We start from the raw sequence: 16,847 nt of genomic DNA on the forward strand, positions 1-16,847 counted from the left end.
GGCAACGAGGCCCGAAACAGGGGCTATCGGGCTATGCCCTGTCTGCAGTACGAGTACGGATAGTGAGATCGTCCGTGAAGGGAAAGTGCGGTACGGTCGGCTAGGCGGTCCGCAGTCCGCGGTACGACAACGTGACCCCGAGGATGAATACGATCGTCGCGAGGTAGATCGGGCCCAGATGGGTCAGCCAATCGTGAGCGAACGCATCCCCCGTCCAGTGCATCGGTAACGCAAGCGCCAAGCCGACAACGGCGGCGACGATCGCAGTCGCCCACGCCCACGTGAGCCGCTGGCGCACGCCGTACCACGAAAGGCCCGTGATGGCGATGCCGGTCGAGATGATGAACGCAGCGGTGGCGACGTGGAGGTGACTGATGTAGTACGCCACCGCCGGATCGAGATCGGCGCTCGTCATCCCAGCCAGCGTACTGACGCCGAGTTCGAAGCCACTCCCCACGAAATTCAACACGAGAAACACGACTCCGTACCCGACGAACGCGATACCGGCGAGTGCCATCAACACCGCTCCGTTCCGGACGTGTGACTCGAACTGGACCTGTTCTCCCTGTTCGTCCGCGATCGGTTGATCCGTCGCCATCGTGATCACTTGGTTGCTCCGAGTGTGACACTCTTGACGCCGTACTTCTCGCACGCGTTCGCCGCCCGCTCCGAGATGAATTCGTACTGCGTGTTCTCTCGAACGTCCGTCACCGAGAAGCCGGCTGCTTCGATGGCCGCCGTGTACCGGTCAATCTGCTCGGCACCGCCGATACAGGCCGCCCAGAGGTCCTCGTCGTTCTTGATGCTCTCTGGCATCACCTCCTCGCTGATGATGTCGGAGATGGCGAGCCGGCCGCCGGGAGCGAGCACCCGCTGGGCTTCCGCGAACACCCGTTCCTTGTCCGGTGAGAGGTTGATGACCCCGTTCGAGATGACGACATCGAAGGTTCCGTCGTCGAATGGAATGTCCTCGATGTACCCCTGCTCGAAGGAGACGGTCTCCATTCCCGCCTCGTCGCGCAACGCGCGGGCCTTCTCGAGTTGTTGCGCCGTCATATCTATCCCGGTCACGCTGCCGGCGTCGCCTGCGTGAAGTGCGGCGACGAAGACGTCCGTGCCCGATCCACTGCCGAGGTCTAGCACGTCGTCTCCGTCCTCGATGGCAGCGAGGTCGAAATGATACCCGACACCGGCGAACGATTCCATCGCCTCCACGGGAATCTGATCGAGCTGTTCCGGCGGATAGCCGAGGCGCTCCGCTAGCGGCCGCCCCATCTCGAAGTGATACTCCTCGCCGGGGTCCTCAGCGACGTCTTGGTAGACCGATTTCACCGCTTGTTCGAGTTTGTCGACGTCGAGTGAGTTTGCCATTTGTCTGTCCTCTCAGTCGTCGGCTTCCACCTCGGCAGGTGTATTCACGTTGAGGTTGACGTCCTGTTCGAGCGAGACGAGCGTGTAGACTGGCGCCCGTCGGGCCCACTCGTCGACCTCGTCCTTATCGAGGTCCGGACTCTCGATCTCGACCTCGGCGGTCAGGTTCTCGAACACCGTATCGGCGTTCCCGAGATCGTCCACACTGAAGAGGACACTCGGGTCAAAGTCGGTGCGAACGCGCGTCTCGAGGTGGTCGATATCGACGCCGTTTGCGACGGCGTTGATGGTGATGCCGACGTTGATGCACGAGACGAGCGCGGAGAGCGCGACCTCGATCGGTTCCATTCGATCCGTTGCCCCGACCCAGCCGCCGGCCGCCAACACTTCCTTCCACCCCCCGTACGGGATGGTGTACTCGCGGGTGTCGCGCCGGATCGTCTCGCCACCGAGGACGTACGAGTCTATCGTCGCCAGACTGTGGGCGCACGTTCCCTCGTAGGTCGATCGGGCGCTCAGTCCGAGTTGGACCTCCTCGGGATTCTCGGCGGCGTGTTCCGCGAACGCGGCGAGTTCCTCGGTATCGACGCCGTGGTTGACCTGCCGCTCGGATACCATGGGTTAGACCTCCTGAAGGTGTTCATCCCGGAGTTCGTCGTCCGAGTAGTCCTGTCCGTGACCCTCTCGCATGTGTTTCTTAGCCAGTTCGATCGCTTCGGTTTCGTCCTCCGACTGAACGATGAATCGGCAACCGCCCGCTTCCGATTCACAGTCGAGCTTGTATGCGTCAGCCATTGTCGTTTCCGTTGCCTTGCGGCAAGATGTAGTATGAACCCGAAGGGTTAGATACCTAACTGGTAGTAGTCGAGCAGCCGGTACCGCCCTCCGTAATGCCTGCGGGGTTGGCAGTCGTTGACAATCGCGCAGGTGATGCAAACCTGTCGTCATCGCAAACGAGTTCGTTGGACGGCGACACACTGTCCACCAACGTTCGCTCTTGCTTCCGTTACGAACGCTTTTTATCGCCCTCGGAAGGGCCCAATAGTCTCACGGAGAGTCGAGTGTGAATGCCACGGTCGTTCCCGAGGATCGATATCGCTCCCATCGTCTACTCCGGCCAGTGAACTCTCCGAGAGCCGGGATATGAGACTCCGCTGAAACTCTCAGCAGTTGATAGACCCCGCGTGCTGAATACAGCGCATGACTACAGCAAGCACTCCTACGAATTGTAGTCGACATCACCGACGAGTGTCGGTCCCTCGTGACCGCTGTCAGGGGAGCAGTGACGGAACGGTTATCTCCGGGATAGTAGTACGTTAACAGGAACCATGGAGTTTGCCTGGCAATCCTTCGATGAACCTGACCCGGAATCCGAACTCAAAGGAGTCGTCGGGTATCTGCATCCCTCGGGGTACCGGACCGTGCCGAAAGTCCTCTGGCACACCCGGGAGATAGAAGCGCAACTCGCCGAGTCGGCTGGGCTGGTCGGCTATGCCCTGCGCGCCAAACTGACCCAGAAGAAGTTCTGGGCGGTCGCTGCCTGGGAAAGCGACGAATCGCTCCAACGATTCGTGGAGAGCGATCCACACGCGGCGATCAGAGCGGCGCTCAAACGAGAAATGGCGGAGAGTTGGTTCAAAAGGTTCGATGTGAGCGGCGAGGAGGTCCCGCTGGACATTGATGCGGCTCTAGAGCGAGTCTAACGGTAACTATGCGAGTTGATTTCGGAGTGACAGAGAAGGCCCTGTATTCAGCACCACCGCAGCGAACCATCAGCGATGGAGGGTTTCAACAGAGTCGGATATGAAGAACGTCAAACGGTCCGATCGTGGTCGAGGTGTTCGAGTACCGCCTCAAAGGTCGTTCTCGATAGGGAGGATCGGAGTCTTTCGTCGGTGGGAAGTGAACGTCGACTCCGCCCAATCACGTGCGTCCGCGTCGTCAGTATCGACCAGAACCCGAACCGTAACAGCCTCGCGGTCGTACCCGGTTATTGCGATTCGGTCGTCGAAGATACTGACCCCAAACGGCGGTAAATCATCGTGTAGGCGGACGTCGAGATTGCCGCTCTCTAGTGCCTCCGAGAACAGACTCGGGCAGTCCGAGCGAATGTAATTGGCCACTCTCGGCGGGTTAATGAGCTCCGTTTCCATGCCGTCGACGATTCGTTCACAGAGTTCCTGCTTACATGAATCAAGCATGGCAACGTCGAGTCCGGTAAATCGCAACCGCTCTGTGTCCTCGATTAGCGAACAGAAACGAGCGATTGGACGGGATGGATTCTCGGGTTCAGCCACCGTTACGGTTGCATCCGAACACATCTCGATGGTGAAACCGCTGTCTTCGTCCGGTAGTAATCGCCAAACGTCGCGTAGCTTCCGTTCGGTTTTCACTCGGTCGATCAACTCCGCCATCGCTGAGGCAATGAAAGCGCCCAGCTGCGTCACTTCGTACTGATACCCGTTCCTTTGAACCCAATCGCGTTCCTCGAACTCGCTAAGCGTACGTCTGATCGTGGACTCCGAAACGCCGGTCATCTCCCAGAGTTCGGAGCGACTCCGGGGACGAACCGTGAGCGCGATAAGCGTTGGCGCGCGGTGTTCGGATCGGGTGAGGTATGCTATATCGTCGATTGGCGTCTCACTGCTATATTGTCCCATGGTACTAGTACACATGAATAATTAATAACGACTGTGCCCCGTTGAAACGTCGATCGAACGGCCATCGGACCTCGTACGGCCCGTCCAGAGGGCTGCGTCGGTCTTGCTGCTCTCGGACGTCTGTTGTTCGCTGATACCGTCCGATGGAGCCATCCGCCCGACTTGCGCACTCGATTCGCCGCTCTACTGAATACCGGAGCGCTGTCCCATGATTTACATATATTGTGTATCACAAACCTTGAATAATTATTATGTAACTGGAAAGTAACTTGGAACTTGGTGATGGGTCACCATGGCAGAGAAAACAAAGCAGTACGGGAGACACGAAATTGTACTGAACGAGGAGGGTCCCGAGTTGGCGATAGACGGGACGGAGATTGCGGTCTCGGACAGTGACGGCACGTACTGGACGCCGGAGCGGCCGTACGAGCAGTACCTCTCGCTGGAGGAGATAGCGAAGACACTGATCGACGACGATCCGGAGGTGTGGTAGATGGACTGTCGTAAGCGTGTTCGCGATCTCACGGAGGACGAGCGGCGCGATTTCGTCACCGCGGTCCGGAAACTGAAAGACAGCGGCGAGTACGACAGGTTCGTCAAGACGCACTTCGAGACGGCCTACGAGCAACAGTCGGGGTCCTGGCGTTCCAAGGGTCAGGGGCCACGGAACGACGCCCACGGGGGACCGGCGTTTCTCCCGTGGCACAGGAAGTACATCCGCGAGTTCGAGAAGAAACTCCAAGAGCAGGTCCCGGGTGTCACGCTGCCGTACTGGGACTGGACAGAGGACGCGGAGAAGTCGGGTTCGTTCGGTCAGCCCGAGGAGATACCGGTACTGAGCGGCGACCCGAACGACCCGACGGACGGACTGCTCGGTGGGATAACGGAGCTGTCGATCGACGACGATCAGGACGCGTCGAATCACTCGGTCGGACCGGTCGAGGACGGGTTGGACCCGTCAGATTCGTACGACTGGTGGATCAAATACCGTCACGAGAGAACGCCGCTCGGTGAGGTCTCCCTCGTGGAGTACGACTCGTCGGACGAGGAGCGGCTCCGGCGGAGTCTCGACCCGGTCGACGATCTGCCCGACGCCGAGACGGTCGAGGCGGCACTGCAGATCGAGAACTTCTACGAGGAAGGATTCGACTGGGGAACCCAGTCGTTCCGGAACGTCCTCGAGGGCTGGCAGCCGCCGCCCGCCGAGAACTTCGACTCGCCGTCGGACCAGCCATCCAGCAGCGCGTACCTGCACAACCAGGGCCACGTCTGGATCGGCGGCGACATGGGTCCGATGACCTCGCCGAACGACCCGATATTCTTCCTGCACCACTGTTTCATCGACAAACTCTGGGCGGACTGGCAGGCGCGTCACCCCGACGCCGAGCAGTTCCCGCCGACCAACAGCAACGCGCCCGACGGCCACAAGCTCGGGACCCAGATGCCGCCGTGGAACATCGACCCTGGGACGACTATCGACTACCGTTCGATGGGATACGTCTACGACGAGTCGCCGCCGCGGGTCGAACTGACGCGACCGGCCGGGTCGCCCACCACGCTCGCTTTCAACGACGTCCCTGAAGGTCGCGAAACCTCGCGAGCGGCGGTCTTCGAGGTCGTCGGCTGCGAGACGTCCGTCACCCTCGAAGTCGAGGACGTGACCGCCCCCTTCTCGGTCAAACCGGGTATGAAGACCCGGACACACTCGACCGACGCGGAGACGGCCCAGACGGAGGCGAACGTCTGGCTCACCTACACCGGACAGTCACCGGGGACGAACGCCTCGGGGTCGGCGACGATCTACTGCCCCGAGACCGACGAGCGCTGGACGGTCCAGCTGACGGCCAACACCATCTCCGAACCGACCGCGGGAGTCGCGGTAGTGCTGGACGAGTCCGGGAGCATGGCCTCGGCGTCGGGCGACGGCAACCGCACCCGGGTACAGGTGCTCCGGGACGCCGCCGAGGTGTTCCTCGACCTGCTGCCAGCGGGCAACAGCCTCGGCATCGCGACGTTTCACTCCGACGCGTCGCCGGCGCTGTCGATGCGGCAGCTCGGCGGACAAGGCTCGTCGGCCCGCTCGGACGCGCGGACGACGATCAGGGCTCTCTCACCGACAGAGCCCGACCCCGCGACCGACGCCGGATACACCTCAATAGGTGACGGCGTCACCACTGGCCGGTCGCTCCTCTCGGCGGCTTCGGACGTCGACGAGCGGGCCATGGTGGTGTTCACGGACGGTCACGAGAACCGGCCCGAGTACATCGCCGACCTCGAACCCAGCGGGACGGACGACCAGACGTTCGCGGTCGGTCTCGGCACGCCCTCGCAGGTGCGTCCGAACGCGCTCCAGCGGCTCACGAACGCCGGCGGCCCCGACGAAGGGTACGTGCTCGTCAGCGGGCAGCTCTCTGACGACGACCGGTTCCTGCTCGATAAGTACTTCCTGCAGGTGCTCGCCGGCATCACCAACCGCGAGGTGGTCGTCGACCCGCAGGGTCGTCTCCGACCCGAGTCCGAGACGAGCGTCGGCGTCCTCAGTATGCCGTTCGACGTATCGAGCGCCGACCTCGGCGTCGACGTGGTGGTGCTCTCGCCGGGCGAACACGTCTTCGACGTGGCGGTCGAGACGCCCGACGGCGTCGTTCTCGAACCCGGCGACATGACGGGGTCAGGCGGCCAGTTCGTCGACGGCGAGCGGGTCGACGCCTTCAGGCTCCAGTTGCCCTACGACACCGGCGAAGGACAGGCCCGTGCTGGCGAGTGGACAGTCCACCTGCGGATCAACGAGAAGGGGTTCGACCGGTATCTCGGTCAACTCGAGGAGACGAACATCGACGAGTACGAACGGACCATCGCCAGCGGAGTCCCGTACAATCTGTCGGTCAACGCCCGGAGCAACCTGTCGCTCGACGCCTCGGTCCAGCAGTCGAGTTTCGAGCCGGGCAGTTCGCTAGCACTGACCGCCGCACTGGACGAATCGGGACTGCCGCTGTCGGATGCGACGGTCACCGCCGACCACGTCCGTCCCGACGGCACTCGCCAGACGGTCCGGCTGGCACGCACAGAACCCGGGACCTTCGCAGCGAACGTCGACGACGCCGCCGAAGGGCGCCACGCCTTCCGAGTGCAGGTCGAGGGAACCACGCTGAGCGGCGACCCCTTCACCCGCGAATCGCTCGCGACGGGATCGGTCTGGACCGGTGGCGACGACCCGCTCCCGAGCAGGAAGGGAACGGGCGGCGGCGACACGCTGTCGGAACTGCTGCCCTGTCTGATCCGCAACGATGCCCTCGAAGAGTACTTCCATGAGAACGGAATCGATCCGGAAATCGTCCGCGAGTGTCTCGAACGGACCGGGGGGAACTGAGACGCACTCGACTCCGCACCCCACCGTCGGCTGACGGCGGCATACGTTTTGGCCGTTCTCGACGGGGCCCCGCGAGTGCTCCGACCGACGACGGATATGAGTATACGGCCCTGTTGAACCCTCAAGCGGTGATCGGTTTCAACAGTCTCGCTGAATACATAGCGCGTATGCAGATTCAGCCGAAGTTCAGTTAGAAGGGGTAGTTATCGTTCGGTACAGAGCAATGATGTACCACTGCGGATTACAACTACCAATCCGTATTGAGAGTCGTGACTGTGGGTGTCACTCGATTAGTCAATAGTCGACTTTGTGTGAAATTGTTGGGAAGTTAATGAGTCTACCACTGTATCGCTATGTGCCATGCCACTATTCATGGACGTCCACAGAGATGTGGACGCCAGTGTCGAAGACGTTGTAGAGGCTCACAAGAAAGACGTCGAGGCCCAGGAGAAACACGGAGTGAAATACCTGAACTACTGGGTCGACGAGGACGAAGGTGCCGTCTTCTGTCTGTTCGAAGGCCCAAGCAAAGAAGCGGGTGAGAAAGTTCACGAAGAAGCACACGGTCTCACCGCAGACGAGATCTTCGAGGTTGAGCAGGGCGAGGGGAGCTGAAACCAATGAAAGTAGCGAAAGAAGATATCCCAGCCAGAATCGACACCCCAGCCGCTATCGCTCGCCACCAACCGGACTTCGGTGATGCAACCGACTATGGTACCATCGCCACAGAATATTTTACGCTCACAGAAGGGACCGATATCTCCACACTCCTTGAAGGACTGGAAAACGACCTTTGCCAGTGTCCTCACTGGGGATATGTCGTAAGCGGCGAACTGACCGTCACTTATACCGACGGCAGTGAAGAAGTAGACAGAGGCGGCGATATGTTCTATTGGCCACCGGGGCATACGCTCCGAGCCGGCGAAGATACCGACTTCGTTTTATTTAGTCCACAACACGAACACGGGGAGGTCATCGCTCACATTCGGAACAAAATGGAAGAGAGTGCGTAAGGACAGTCCACTCCACCGTTCATCTGGGCGGTACCACTCCAGTCAGGAAGGCGGGCCACCCGTCAGCCGAATCTCCCCAACTCTGTAAGATTACCCTGTGGAACAGTTACCCACCTGTGGCTAAGTGATATGTGCGCACGCCCGTTCTAACGGCTGATTCAGGGTTCATTTTAACGGAATAACACAGTTCAACCTAGCGTATATGTATCAGCAATCCTATAAGGTAAGGGCATGACCCCACCCAATCTCAATCGGCGCGAGTTGATGAAAGTGGCTGGCATAGCAGGCCTCGCATCTCTCGCTGGATGTGAAGCTCCGGGTGCTCAGCAGCCGGACCAAGGTCCCCCGCCCTCTCTCGACGTGGACCGTATCGCTGCCGATCCGACGGACGTTCCACCTCCGGTCGATTGGAACCAGCCGCGCGAGCACGAGATCTCGATGGAGACCCGGAGTTCACGGCCGAGCTCGCGTCCGGTACTGCGTTCGACTACATGACCTTCGACGGGCAGGTTCCCGGCCAATGGTCCGGGTTCGTCGGGGCGATAGGGTACGGTTCCAGCTTTCGAATCCCGCCGACAGTAACCACCCTCACAATATCGACTTCCACGCCGTGTACGGTCCGGGCGGCGGGCCGAAGACACCACTGTCGCGCCAGGCGAGACGGCCGAGTTTGCGTTCACGGCGATGTATCCCGGCGTCCACATCTACCACTGTGCGGTCCCGAACTTCGATCTCCACATCAGCTCCGGGATGTTCGGGGCGATACTCGTCGAGCCCGAAGGTGGGCTCCCGTCGGTCGACCGCGAGCTCTACTTCGGACAGCACGAGATCTATACCCAGGAGGCACACGAGCAGAGTGGCTACGCCGCGTTCGACTTCGAGGCGATGAAGCGCGAGGAGCCGACCTACGTCGTCTTCAACGGCAAGCCGTACGCATTCACCGACGACAACTACGGACCGATTCAGGTCGACACCGACGAACGGATCAGGATCTACTTCGCCAATGGCGGGCCAAACCTGGTGAGCTCTTGGCACGCCATCGGCAACGTCTGGTCCCGGCTCTACCGCGACGGCGATCTGCTCTCGGCGCCAGGGCAATTCGTGGAGACGACCGCCGTCCCACCGGGTTCCGTGGCCGCCGCGGAGATCGATACGCCGGTCCCCGGTCCGATCCGACTCGTTGACCACGCGGCGTCGCGTGCGACGAAACGCGGGGCTCTCGGGGTGATTCAGGCGGAGGGCGAGGAACGGCCGGACATCTACGATGGCGGCGAGAACGACGACGTTGATTACGGGGGCGGCACCGACGATTTCGCCGGGTGGTTCGACGACGTGGGCAATTACACCGGCGTCATCGACGAGACAGGGGAGAATCGTCCGAAGGTGTTTGTCGGCGCACAGGGGAACCGTGGGTTCTTCGCGTTCGAACCGGCGGCCATAGAGGTGTCACGAGGAACGACAGTCGTCTGGGAGTGGACCGGGGAAGGGGGTGCTCACGATGTCTCCGCGAACGACGGTACCTTCGAAAGCGAACTCACTCAAGAGGCTGGCTACACGTTCGAATACACGTTCAGAAACGAGGGGATATACAAATACGTCTGCACACCGCACGAAGCACTCGGAATGAAAGGCGCTATCATCGTTTCGTGAATGAACGATACTGCGTCCAGCTATAGATAATGCGTTGCTGAACGCATCCTCTGTATCTAGCAACACCTTCTTCTCTAACTCACGGACAAGTTACTCCGGGCGAGTGTGAACCGACTCAATCCTCCGGGGTCGGGGTAGCGACGGCCGTTCCCTCAGTGGCCGCATCGCGGATGGATTCGAGCAGTCGCATCGTCCACCCGGCCTCGGTCAGCGGAATCGGCATCGGGTCGTCGTTCAGGATGGCGCTGGCCTCCTCGTCGAACTGGTAGTAGTGTTCGTTCAGCTCCTTTTGGATCGGCCACTCGCCGAAAGCTGCCCGCTCGGCGACGGCACGGGCGTTCTGGACGGTTCCCCACACGCGGTCGCCCGCGCGGTCGAGGTTGTTCAGCGCCCGCCCTACCGACGAGCCGCTGTAGTTCCGGTCTAGCGAGACGAGCGTCTGTGAGACGATGTCGGCGACGAGCGTCCCCTCCTCGCCGTGGACGTAGACCACCTTGTTCGGGATGCCCCCGCCCATGAGGGTCGCGCTGCACTGCACGTCGTCCTGACTGACGTATTGCAACTGGACGGTATCGTAGCCGAAATCGCGGTCGTACTCGCGGTGGCAACTGGTCTGGACCTGTATCGCTGACTCGTCGCGAGGGTAGCCACCGGCACGCAGGAGGATGTAAAGCGGGTGCGGGAGTCCCTCCTCGAACTCGCCGCCCAGCAGTTCGAAGGCCCACTCGCCGCGCATGACCGCGTCCGGCGGGGTGTCTCCGGTGTGGATGTGGTCGACGGCCCGGACCTGACCGACGTCGCCGCGTTCGACCCGCCGGGTCAGTTCCCGCATTACGGGCGTCAGGTTGTGGTTGTGGACCGCGCTCACGCGCACGTCGTACTCGCGGGCCGCACTCGCCAGGCGCTCGTACTCGTCGACGGTCTCCGTGATCGGCTTCTCGATTAACACGGGAATCCCGCGCTCGACGGCCCCGAGCGCGAGTTCGAGGTGGGTCTGGACCGGCGTACACAGGTGGACCCACTCGACGTCGGCCTCGTCCAGCATCCGCTCGTAGTCGGTGTAGACGGCCGCGTCGTTGTCGGCCGCCATCGCACGGGCCCGCTGTTCCTCGATGTCACAGACCGCGACCAGCGCTGTCTGCGGACAGGCGACGATTCCATCGAGGTGCGTTTCGGACACGACACCGCCGCCGACCACTGCTGTCCGGAGCGTCATCGTCTCCGGTGTTCGTCGGTGTCCCCATTGTTATAGAGCGCCAACTCCGCCCTGACAGGCGCCGACGACACCGCTCTCTGGCGGCCAGCAACCGGGTCGAGCAGTTTACGCCGCTTCGGCGTCAGTCCGTGGCACGCGGGGTGGCTGCCTCCGCGTCGGCGATATCGGCGATGCCGACGGTGTCGGCGTACTCCTGAAGCCAACACTCGACGGTCGTCACCACCGAGAGCGCGTGCAGGTGACTGGCCTGCCCCTGCTTGTGTTCTCGCTGAAGTCTCCGGAGTGTGGTCTCGTCGAACAAGTCTCGGTCGCAGGCGTCGTCTATCCAGCCGTCGATGATCTGTCGGACCTCATCGTTCTCCCGGTACCAGACCCCGAAGTGTCCCTCGGGACGACCATCGCCCAGTAGTTTCCAGCCGACGCGCTTAGCGACGAACGTGGCGTCGTGTTGCCACATCGGGCGGGTCAGTGGCAGGCGCGTCCGCTCGTAGGGAATGCCGGCCTGTCCGGGGTCCATCTCGTTGATGACGTCCTGTTTCAACGGTGCCATCGAACGCGGGATGCGTCCGTTCGTACCCGGCACGTACCCGATTCGGAACTGTCTGTGCGGCATCTTCGCCAGGTGGTCTAACAGCGACCGGTCGATCCAGGGGAGTCGCATCCCGACCTGACTCCGGTAGAGTTCGCTCGACCGGAAGTGCGTGTTCGAACAGAAGTTGCGGTACCACACGTCCATCACGGTCTCGGTTTGCGAGTCCCCTTCACTCTCGGTGAGTTCGGTTTCGATAGTGTCGTGCGGGTCGGCGTCGCCGGCCACGAGGTTCCTGATGGTGTCTCGCTCGACACTTCCACCGAGACGCCTGATGCCCTCGAAGGCCGAGTCGACGCCAGTCAAGTGGTAGAGCCAGGGTTGCTCGCCGAACAGTTCTCCCTGCGGGGCCGCCTCCATCACGATGTCGGTCCTGTCGTGGAGTCGGTCCATGATGTAGTCGGGGTGGAGATACACCGTCCATGGCTTGAGCCCACTGGTGACCCTGATACCGCGTTTGACCTGCTTTGCGAAGTCGCCGGGTTCGAAGACGACCCGCTCGGTGTCCGCGTCCAGATGATCCGCAACTTGTCGGGCGATTTTGACGTTGCTCCCGTCCCGTGGGTTGCTGTCATACGTCAACGTGTCGAACTCGATGTCCTGCTCGGCTAGTGCCGCCGCCAGCGTCCGGCTGTCCAGGCCGCCCGAGAGCCACAGGCTCACGTCACCCACCAGCGTGTCGGCCACGTTGCCGACCGCCTCGCGGTACCGCTCGATGGTCTCCTCGACGTACCCCTCGACGGGTTTCGTCCCGTAGTCCGGTCGCCAGTACCGCTCGGTCGTGACCGTCCCGTCGTCCGTCAGCAGGGTCGCCGGGCGGAGCGCCGACACTTCTTCTAGCAGCGTCTTCTCGCCGAGAACGCCGCCAAAGGAGAGCATGTCACCGACCGCACGCGGGTCCACAGAGAGGGTATCGAGGTGGTCGGCGACGGCCCCGACTTGCGAGGCCACCACCAGTCCGTCATCCGTCTCGGCGTAGAAACAGGGCCGCGAGCACAGCAGGTCGCTGGCGACCAGCACGCGCCCGTCGACGTCGACACAGGCCAACAGGAACGGCCCGTTCAATTCGGGCAGAACCTCGCGTGGTCGCTCTAAGAGCGCGCTGAGCAGGGCCTGATCGGTCCCGTACCCGAGGGCCGCTCGGTTCGAGACGACACCGTGGACGACGCCCGCTCGACCGTCCGCTCGCAAGACTGTGTGACCTTCGGGGTCTTTCGCCCCGTGGTGGACCAGTCCCAGTTCGGTGTCCCCTGCGGTGACAGTTTCGACCTCGTACCACGGTTCCTGATGGAGCGATTCGACGAGCGATTCGGCGGTTGCAGTGGGCACGCCGGCGACGACGATGCCAACCATAGCCGTGGTGTGACGAAGTGCCACGATTGTTATTCGGCGTATTCGAAGTCGTCCCACAGTGAAAGAAACGGACGTAGGAGCCGTCTAACTCGGCGAGTTTGCGAAGCGACGGTGGATTGCTCCAACAGCGCGGGCCCCGGTCGGTCTTACGAAACGAACCAGTCGGTCGAGCGCGCTGGGACGGAACGAGACGACTCCTTCTATCAGACCGTCTCGAAAGAACTCGTCGCCGATACCGTCGAGACAGACTGCGGCGTACTCGGTGCGAGAACCCGACCGGCGGTTTCCATGCTGACTGCCGCACTGGGGGAAGTTTCACAGTATGTCAAATAACCGACTCTAGGCGCCGGCGGCGGCTGTATTCTCGGACAGAGGGCCGGTGTGGGAACGCCATCGACTCGTCTGAATGCGGTGACCGGGGCAGATAGTGGGTTTGCCGTGGATGTAGCAGTAGCGAGGGAACGCACCCAGTCCCGTCTCGGGACGACGCAATTGACGCTCGGAACGTCCAACACTAACAGAGGTACGGTTGAAATGCCACCAGATTGTCAAAGATGGCCGACACACGACGACGTCGACGGCCTCCGAACCCGAACGACGATCCGTTCAGTCCAGCCGAGGTCGAGACGATGTAGACGAGACGGTCACCATTGCCTCGGAGGACGTCCCGTATCGAAACTGTTGTGATACGTGTCCCGGAGCGGTCAGTCCCAGTCGATGCGTTGCGATGCGGTTTGTCCGTGCTCCCACCACACCACGCTGCGTGCTGCTGACTGGGACGATGTGGTACTGCCTGTCGCAGTCATTCGTCTGGACGGTCACGAACGAACGTCACTGGACACGGTGCGTTCAACATCACTTCCTGTGCGGTACTCCCGAAGATAGCCTTCCCCGCCGGAGAGCGCTGCCGCCCACCGATGACCACTCGGTCGGCATCGACGTCCTTGGCGATCGAGACGACCCCTTCACCGCTGGTTCCGGTCGTGGCACGTGGTTCACACTCGATTGCACGCTGTTCGAATTGGTCCGTTATTTCCTGTGTGATCGCCATCCGTGCAGCCAACTCGTCGGGTTTGATCTCCGCTGTGGGCGTGTCCAACATCTGTTCGACGACTTCCTTGTAGGAATGTGCATCGAACACGTGGGCGATGATGACTCGCGTGTTCTCCGGGGACGCGATCTCACACACTGTCTCGATAAGCGCAGTAACACGAGTGTCATCGCGGTTACCGACGGCGAGCACCACGGTATCGAGTGGCCGAACACTCGGGCTTCTGGTGTCTACACTCATTTGTTAGACGCAACGATCTGTAGCTGTAAATATCCTCCCTTCTATTTACTACTATCATAGTAATTATTTAAAATAGATGTTGGCGCGGGTCGCCGTATCGTTCGTTCAGAACGGGCCGGACGACATATATTTCTATTAGAAAGTGTTAAAATGAACTGCGGAGAAGGCGGTTACAGTGACTGGCTCCGAATCGGAATCGAAGGAAACCATCGCAACGCAGGTCGAACGTGTACGCAACGCACAGGCAACAATCGACACCGTGGGACAGTCCCGCGTTGACGAACTGACCCGAGCAGTCGGGTGGGCACTGTACCGTGAGGGCGCCGCCCGCGACGTGGCAGCGAAGGCGGTTGCGCGGACCGGCGTCGGCAACGTCGACGACAAGGTATTCAAGACGAAGCGACAGATAGTCGGCGCCTTGGAGGATATGCGCGGTGCGCCCTCGGTCGGGACCATCCGCCAGCGCGAAGGGCTCGTCGACATCGCAAAGCCCGTCGGCGTCATCGGGGCGTTCCTCCCGGCGACGAACCCGGTTGCCACCATCCCCCATCTGGCGATGCTCGCGGTGAAGGGGCGCAACGCCGTCGTCTTCTCGCCAGCGCCCGGGACCAGAGACGCCTGCCAGCACGCGGTCTCGCTCATCCGTGCGGAACTCGCACGCGCCGACGCGCCGCGCGACCTGGTACAGGTCGTCTCCGACCGCGCGACGCGGGACAACGTCGTGGCACTCGCCGCGGCAGTCGACTTCGCACAGGCGACGGCCTCACAGAGCGTCGTTGATATCGTCCAGCAGTCCGGGACCCCCAACCACGCCGTGGCCGTAGGCAACGTCGTCACCGTCGTCGACCAGTCTGTCGAAGTCGCCACGACGGCCACCGAGATAGCGACCAGCGCTACTCTGGACCACGGAGCGACCTGTGTCAATGCCAACACGGCCGTCTTACACCGGGCGGTCGCGGAGGACGTACTGACGGCCCTCGAGGAGACCGGTGCCCACCGCTGTTCGAAGGCCGAGCGCGATGCGGTCACAGCGTGTCTGTTCGACGAGAACGGTTCTGTCAACCGCGACTTAGTCGGGTCCGACGCGGCGGCCATCGCCGACGCCGCCGGGTTCTCGGTATCCGCTGGGACCGACCTACTGGTCGTCGACGGTGATGACCTCTCGGTTCCCCACTCACTGTTCGGGGAGACGCTTTCGCCAGTTCTGACCACGACGGTCGTCCCCGACTTCGAGACGGGACTGGACGTCACGGATGCGATTTTAGCCTACGAGGGACGGGGTCACTCCTGTGGCGTCTACACGACCCGGGACGACCACATACGGGCCGCCGCCGAACGACTCCCGGTCGGCCGTCTCATCGTCAACCAGCCGAGCATCGCACTGGCCGGCGGCAAGCACAACCGCCTGCCGTTCACCCTCTCGCTGGGCGGGGGGAGCTGGGCCGGTAACCAGTCCGATGGCAACCTGACCTACCGTACCTTCCTCGACGTGACGACCATCGCGAGGTCGACCACCGAGCGGGACTGTGAGCCAGAGTCAGTGTTCGAGGAGTACGCTGTCGGCGAGACAGACACGCCGTTCGACGGCTAGCCGACGAGGCCGTCGTCGACTCTGAGGACCTCGCCGTGGACGTACGACGACCGCTCGCTCGCGAGAAACAGGATCGCCTCGGCGACGTCCTCTGGGGAGGCCGGTTCGCCCGTGGCGGTCTCTGTGGCCACGACCTCCGCTGTGGCGTCCGAGAGCTCCTCCTCGTACATATCCGTCCGTGTGTACCCCGGCGCGACGGCGTTCACCCGGATACACTTCCCCCCGAGTTCGCTCGCGATAGAACGCGTGAACCCGACGATTGCGGCCTTGCTCGCAGCGTAGTTGGATTGGCCGGCCCAGCCCTGCTGTGCGGCGACGGAGGCGACGTTGACGATACGCCCTCCGTCGCCCCTGAGCATCCGGCGGGCCACCGCTCGCGTGCAGTTGAACGTCCCAGTCACGTTCGTCCGCATTACCTGCTCCCACTGCTCTGGGTCCATCCGGACGAGCAGACCGTTGGACATGATCCCGGCGTTGTTGACGAGTACCGTCGGCTGGCCGTACTCGTCGGCAACGTCGGCGATGGCGTCTGTGACCGCCTCGTGATCGCCGACATCGAACTGACGGGTGCCGACGTCGTCGTGGTCGGCGCGCTCGGCCAGCGCGGCCCGCGTCTCGGCCGCCGCCGTCTCGTCGCTGTGGTACGTCGCGACGACCGTCGCCTGTCGGTCGGCGAACGCCTCGGCCGTCGCCCTGCCGATACCACGTGTCCCGCCGGTGACGATGACCACCTCGTCGGCCAT

Annotated in this window: 15 protein-coding genes and 2 pseudogenes; 8 read left to right on the plus strand and 9 right to left on the minus strand. The window is 62.1% G+C overall.

All coding sequences use genetic code 11. From position 1 onward, the window contains the following. Window positions 1–100: 100 nt before the first annotated feature. The 4 genes from G9465_RS20510 to G9465_RS20525 are packed head-to-tail and all read right to left on the minus strand — an operon-like array spanning window position 101 to window position 2,166. Window positions 101–598, minus strand: a complete 498-nt coding sequence (locus G9465_RS20510; RefSeq protein WP_166973887.1) for a hypothetical protein — start codon at window positions 596–598, stop codon at window positions 101–103. A 5-nt stretch (window positions 599–603) separates the two neighbouring features. Beyond that, window positions 604–1,371: a methyltransferase domain-containing protein gene (locus G9465_RS20515; RefSeq protein WP_166973890.1), complete on the minus strand. Its 768-nt coding sequence runs from the start codon at window positions 1,369–1,371 to the stop codon at window positions 604–606. Between the two features lie 12 nt (window positions 1,372–1,383). Then, window positions 1,384–1,989 carry an OsmC family protein gene (locus tag G9465_RS20520; RefSeq protein ID WP_166973893.1) on the minus strand — a complete coding sequence of 202 codons (606 nt, stop codon included), beginning with the start codon at window positions 1,987–1,989 and terminating at the stop codon, window positions 1,384–1,386. A gap of 3 nt (window positions 1,990–1,992) precedes the next feature. Next, complete coding sequence (locus G9465_RS20525; protein WP_166973896.1) at window positions 1,993–2,166, minus strand: DUF1059 domain-containing protein; 174 nt, start codon at window positions 2,164–2,166, stop codon at window positions 1,993–1,995. Between the two features lie 533 nt (window positions 2,167–2,699). On the opposite strand from G9465_RS20525, the gene G9465_RS20530 reads away from it, so the two are divergent. Next, window positions 2,700–3,074, plus strand: a complete 375-nt coding sequence (locus tag G9465_RS20530) for a hypothetical protein (protein WP_166973899.1) — start codon at window positions 2,700–2,702, stop codon at window positions 3,072–3,074. Between the two features lie 150 nt (window positions 3,075–3,224). Here G9465_RS20530 and G9465_RS20535 read toward each other — a convergent pair whose 3' ends face one another. Continuing rightward, complete coding sequence (locus G9465_RS20535) at window positions 3,225–4,031, minus strand: winged helix-turn-helix domain-containing protein (protein ID WP_193571754.1); 807 nt, start codon at window positions 4,029–4,031, stop codon at window positions 3,225–3,227. A gap of 292 nt (window positions 4,032–4,323) precedes the next feature. On the opposite strand from G9465_RS20535, the gene G9465_RS20540 reads away from it, so the two are divergent. From G9465_RS20540 to G9465_RS25795, 6 genes and pseudogenes are all read left to right on the plus strand, one after another. Beyond that, window positions 4,324–4,524 (plus strand): hypothetical protein, encoded by a 201-nt coding sequence (locus G9465_RS20540; protein ID WP_166973906.1) that lies wholly within the window; start codon window positions 4,324–4,326, stop codon window positions 4,522–4,524. Beyond that, on the plus strand, window positions 4,525–7,401 hold the full coding sequence (locus G9465_RS20545) for a tyrosinase family protein (RefSeq protein ID WP_166973909.1): 2,877 nt from the start codon (window positions 4,525–4,527) through the stop codon (window positions 7,399–7,401). Window positions 7,402–7,773: 372 nt separating this feature from the next. After that, on the plus strand, window positions 7,774–8,016 hold the full coding sequence (locus tag G9465_RS20550; RefSeq protein ID WP_394353987.1) for a DUF4242 domain-containing protein: 243 nt from the start codon (window positions 7,774–7,776) through the stop codon (window positions 8,014–8,016). Window positions 8,017–8,021: 5 nt separating this feature from the next. Continuing rightward, window positions 8,022–8,414 (plus strand): cupin domain-containing protein, encoded by a 393-nt coding sequence (locus G9465_RS20555; protein ID WP_166973915.1) that lies wholly within the window; start codon window positions 8,022–8,024, stop codon window positions 8,412–8,414. A gap of 231 nt (window positions 8,415–8,645) precedes the next feature. Continuing rightward, window positions 8,646–9,680 (plus strand): annotated as a pseudogene (gene nirK / locus G9465_RS20560) (copper-containing nitrite reductase); the annotation flags it as partial. Window positions 9,681–9,740: 60 nt separating this feature from the next. Continuing rightward, window positions 9,741–10,064: pseudogene (locus G9465_RS25795) on the plus strand (halocyanin domain-containing protein); the annotation flags it as partial. Between the two features lie 115 nt (window positions 10,065–10,179). Here the strand turns inward: G9465_RS25795 and G9465_RS20565 are convergent. The 3 genes from G9465_RS20565 to G9465_RS20575 all read right to left on the minus strand — a co-directional run bounded on the left by G9465_RS20565 (window position 10,180) and on the right by G9465_RS20575 (window position 14,513). Then, entirely contained in the window at window positions 10,180–11,280 is a 1,101-nt protein-coding gene (locus G9465_RS20565) for a Gfo/Idh/MocA family protein (RefSeq protein WP_166973918.1), read from the minus strand. Between the two features lie 121 nt (window positions 11,281–11,401). Continuing rightward, the gene (locus G9465_RS20570; protein WP_166973921.1) at window positions 11,402–13,222 is read right to left on the minus strand and encodes an asparagine synthase-related protein; all 1,821 of its coding nucleotides are present in this window, start codon (window positions 13,220–13,222) and stop codon (window positions 11,402–11,404) included. Between the two features lie 802 nt (window positions 13,223–14,024). Next, window positions 14,025–14,513 carry a universal stress protein gene (locus G9465_RS20575; RefSeq protein WP_166973924.1) on the minus strand — a complete coding sequence of 163 codons (489 nt, stop codon included), beginning with the start codon at window positions 14,511–14,513 and terminating at the stop codon, window positions 14,025–14,027. A gap of 175 nt (window positions 14,514–14,688) precedes the next feature. Between G9465_RS20575 and G9465_RS20580 the strand changes: the two genes are divergently transcribed. Beyond that, window positions 14,689–16,104: an aldehyde dehydrogenase family protein gene (locus G9465_RS20580; protein WP_166973927.1), complete on the plus strand. Its 1,416-nt coding sequence runs from the start codon at window positions 14,689–14,691 to the stop codon at window positions 16,102–16,104. On the opposite strand, the gene G9465_RS20585 is transcribed toward G9465_RS20580, so the two are convergent. After that, a complete protein-coding gene (locus tag G9465_RS20585) occupies window positions 16,101–16,847 on the minus strand; it encodes an SDR family NAD(P)-dependent oxidoreductase (RefSeq protein ID WP_166974294.1) in 747 nt (248 codons plus the stop codon). The two genes, G9465_RS20580 and G9465_RS20585, sit on opposite strands and share 4 nt — an antisense overlap.

The organism is Haloarcula sp. JP-L23 (genome assembly GCF_011602445.1).
Classification (GTDB): Archaea; Halobacteriota; Halobacteria; order Halobacteriales; family Haloarculaceae; genus Haloarcula; species Haloarcula pellucida.

Bases quoted from the DNA above. Each gene is read 5' to 3' on its own strand.
- G9465_RS20515 (WP_166973890.1), bottom strand. From the start codon at position 1,371: ATGGCAAACTCACTCGACGTCGACAAACTCGAACAAGCGGTGAAATCG.
- G9465_RS20550 (WP_394353987.1), top strand. From the start codon at position 7,774: ATGGACGTCCACAGAGATGTGGACGCCAGTGTCGAAGACGTTGTAGAG.
- G9465_RS20525 (WP_166973896.1), bottom strand. From the start codon at position 2,166: ATGGCTGACGCATACAAGCTCGACTGTGAATCGGAAGCGGGCGGTTGC.
- G9465_RS20540 (WP_166973906.1), top strand. From the start codon at position 4,324: ATGGCAGAGAAAACAAAGCAGTACGGGAGACACGAAATTGTACTGAAC.
- G9465_RS20535 (WP_193571754.1), bottom strand. From the start codon at position 4,031: ATGGGACAATATAGCAGTGAGACGCCAATCGACGATATAGCATACCTC.
- G9465_RS20585 (WP_166974294.1), bottom strand. From the start codon at position 16,847: ATGGCCGACGAGGTGGTCATCGTCACCGGCGGGACACGTGGTATCGGC.
- G9465_RS20520 (WP_166973893.1), bottom strand. From the start codon at position 1,989: ATGGTATCCGAGCGGCAGGTCAACCACGGCGTCGATACCGAGGAACTC.
- G9465_RS20570 (WP_166973921.1), bottom strand. From the start codon at position 13,222: ATGGTTGGCATCGTCGTCGCCGGCGTGCCCACTGCAACCGCCGAATCG.
- G9465_RS20530 (WP_166973899.1), top strand. From the start codon at position 2,700: ATGGAGTTTGCCTGGCAATCCTTCGATGAACCTGACCCGGAATCCGAA.
- G9465_RS20510 (WP_166973887.1), bottom strand. From the start codon at position 598: ATGGCGACGGATCAACCGATCGCGGACGAACAGGGAGAACAGGTCCAG.
- G9465_RS20575 (WP_166973924.1), bottom strand. From the start codon at position 14,513: ATGAGTGTAGACACCAGAAGCCCGAGTGTTCGGCCACTCGATACCGTG.
- G9465_RS20545 (WP_166973909.1), top strand. From the start codon at position 4,525: ATGGACTGTCGTAAGCGTGTTCGCGATCTCACGGAGGACGAGCGGCGC.
- G9465_RS20555 (WP_166973915.1), top strand. From the start codon at position 8,022: ATGAAAGTAGCGAAAGAAGATATCCCAGCCAGAATCGACACCCCAGCC.
- G9465_RS20565 (WP_166973918.1), bottom strand. From the start codon at position 11,280: ATGACGCTCCGGACAGCAGTGGTCGGCGGCGGTGTCGTGTCCGAAACG.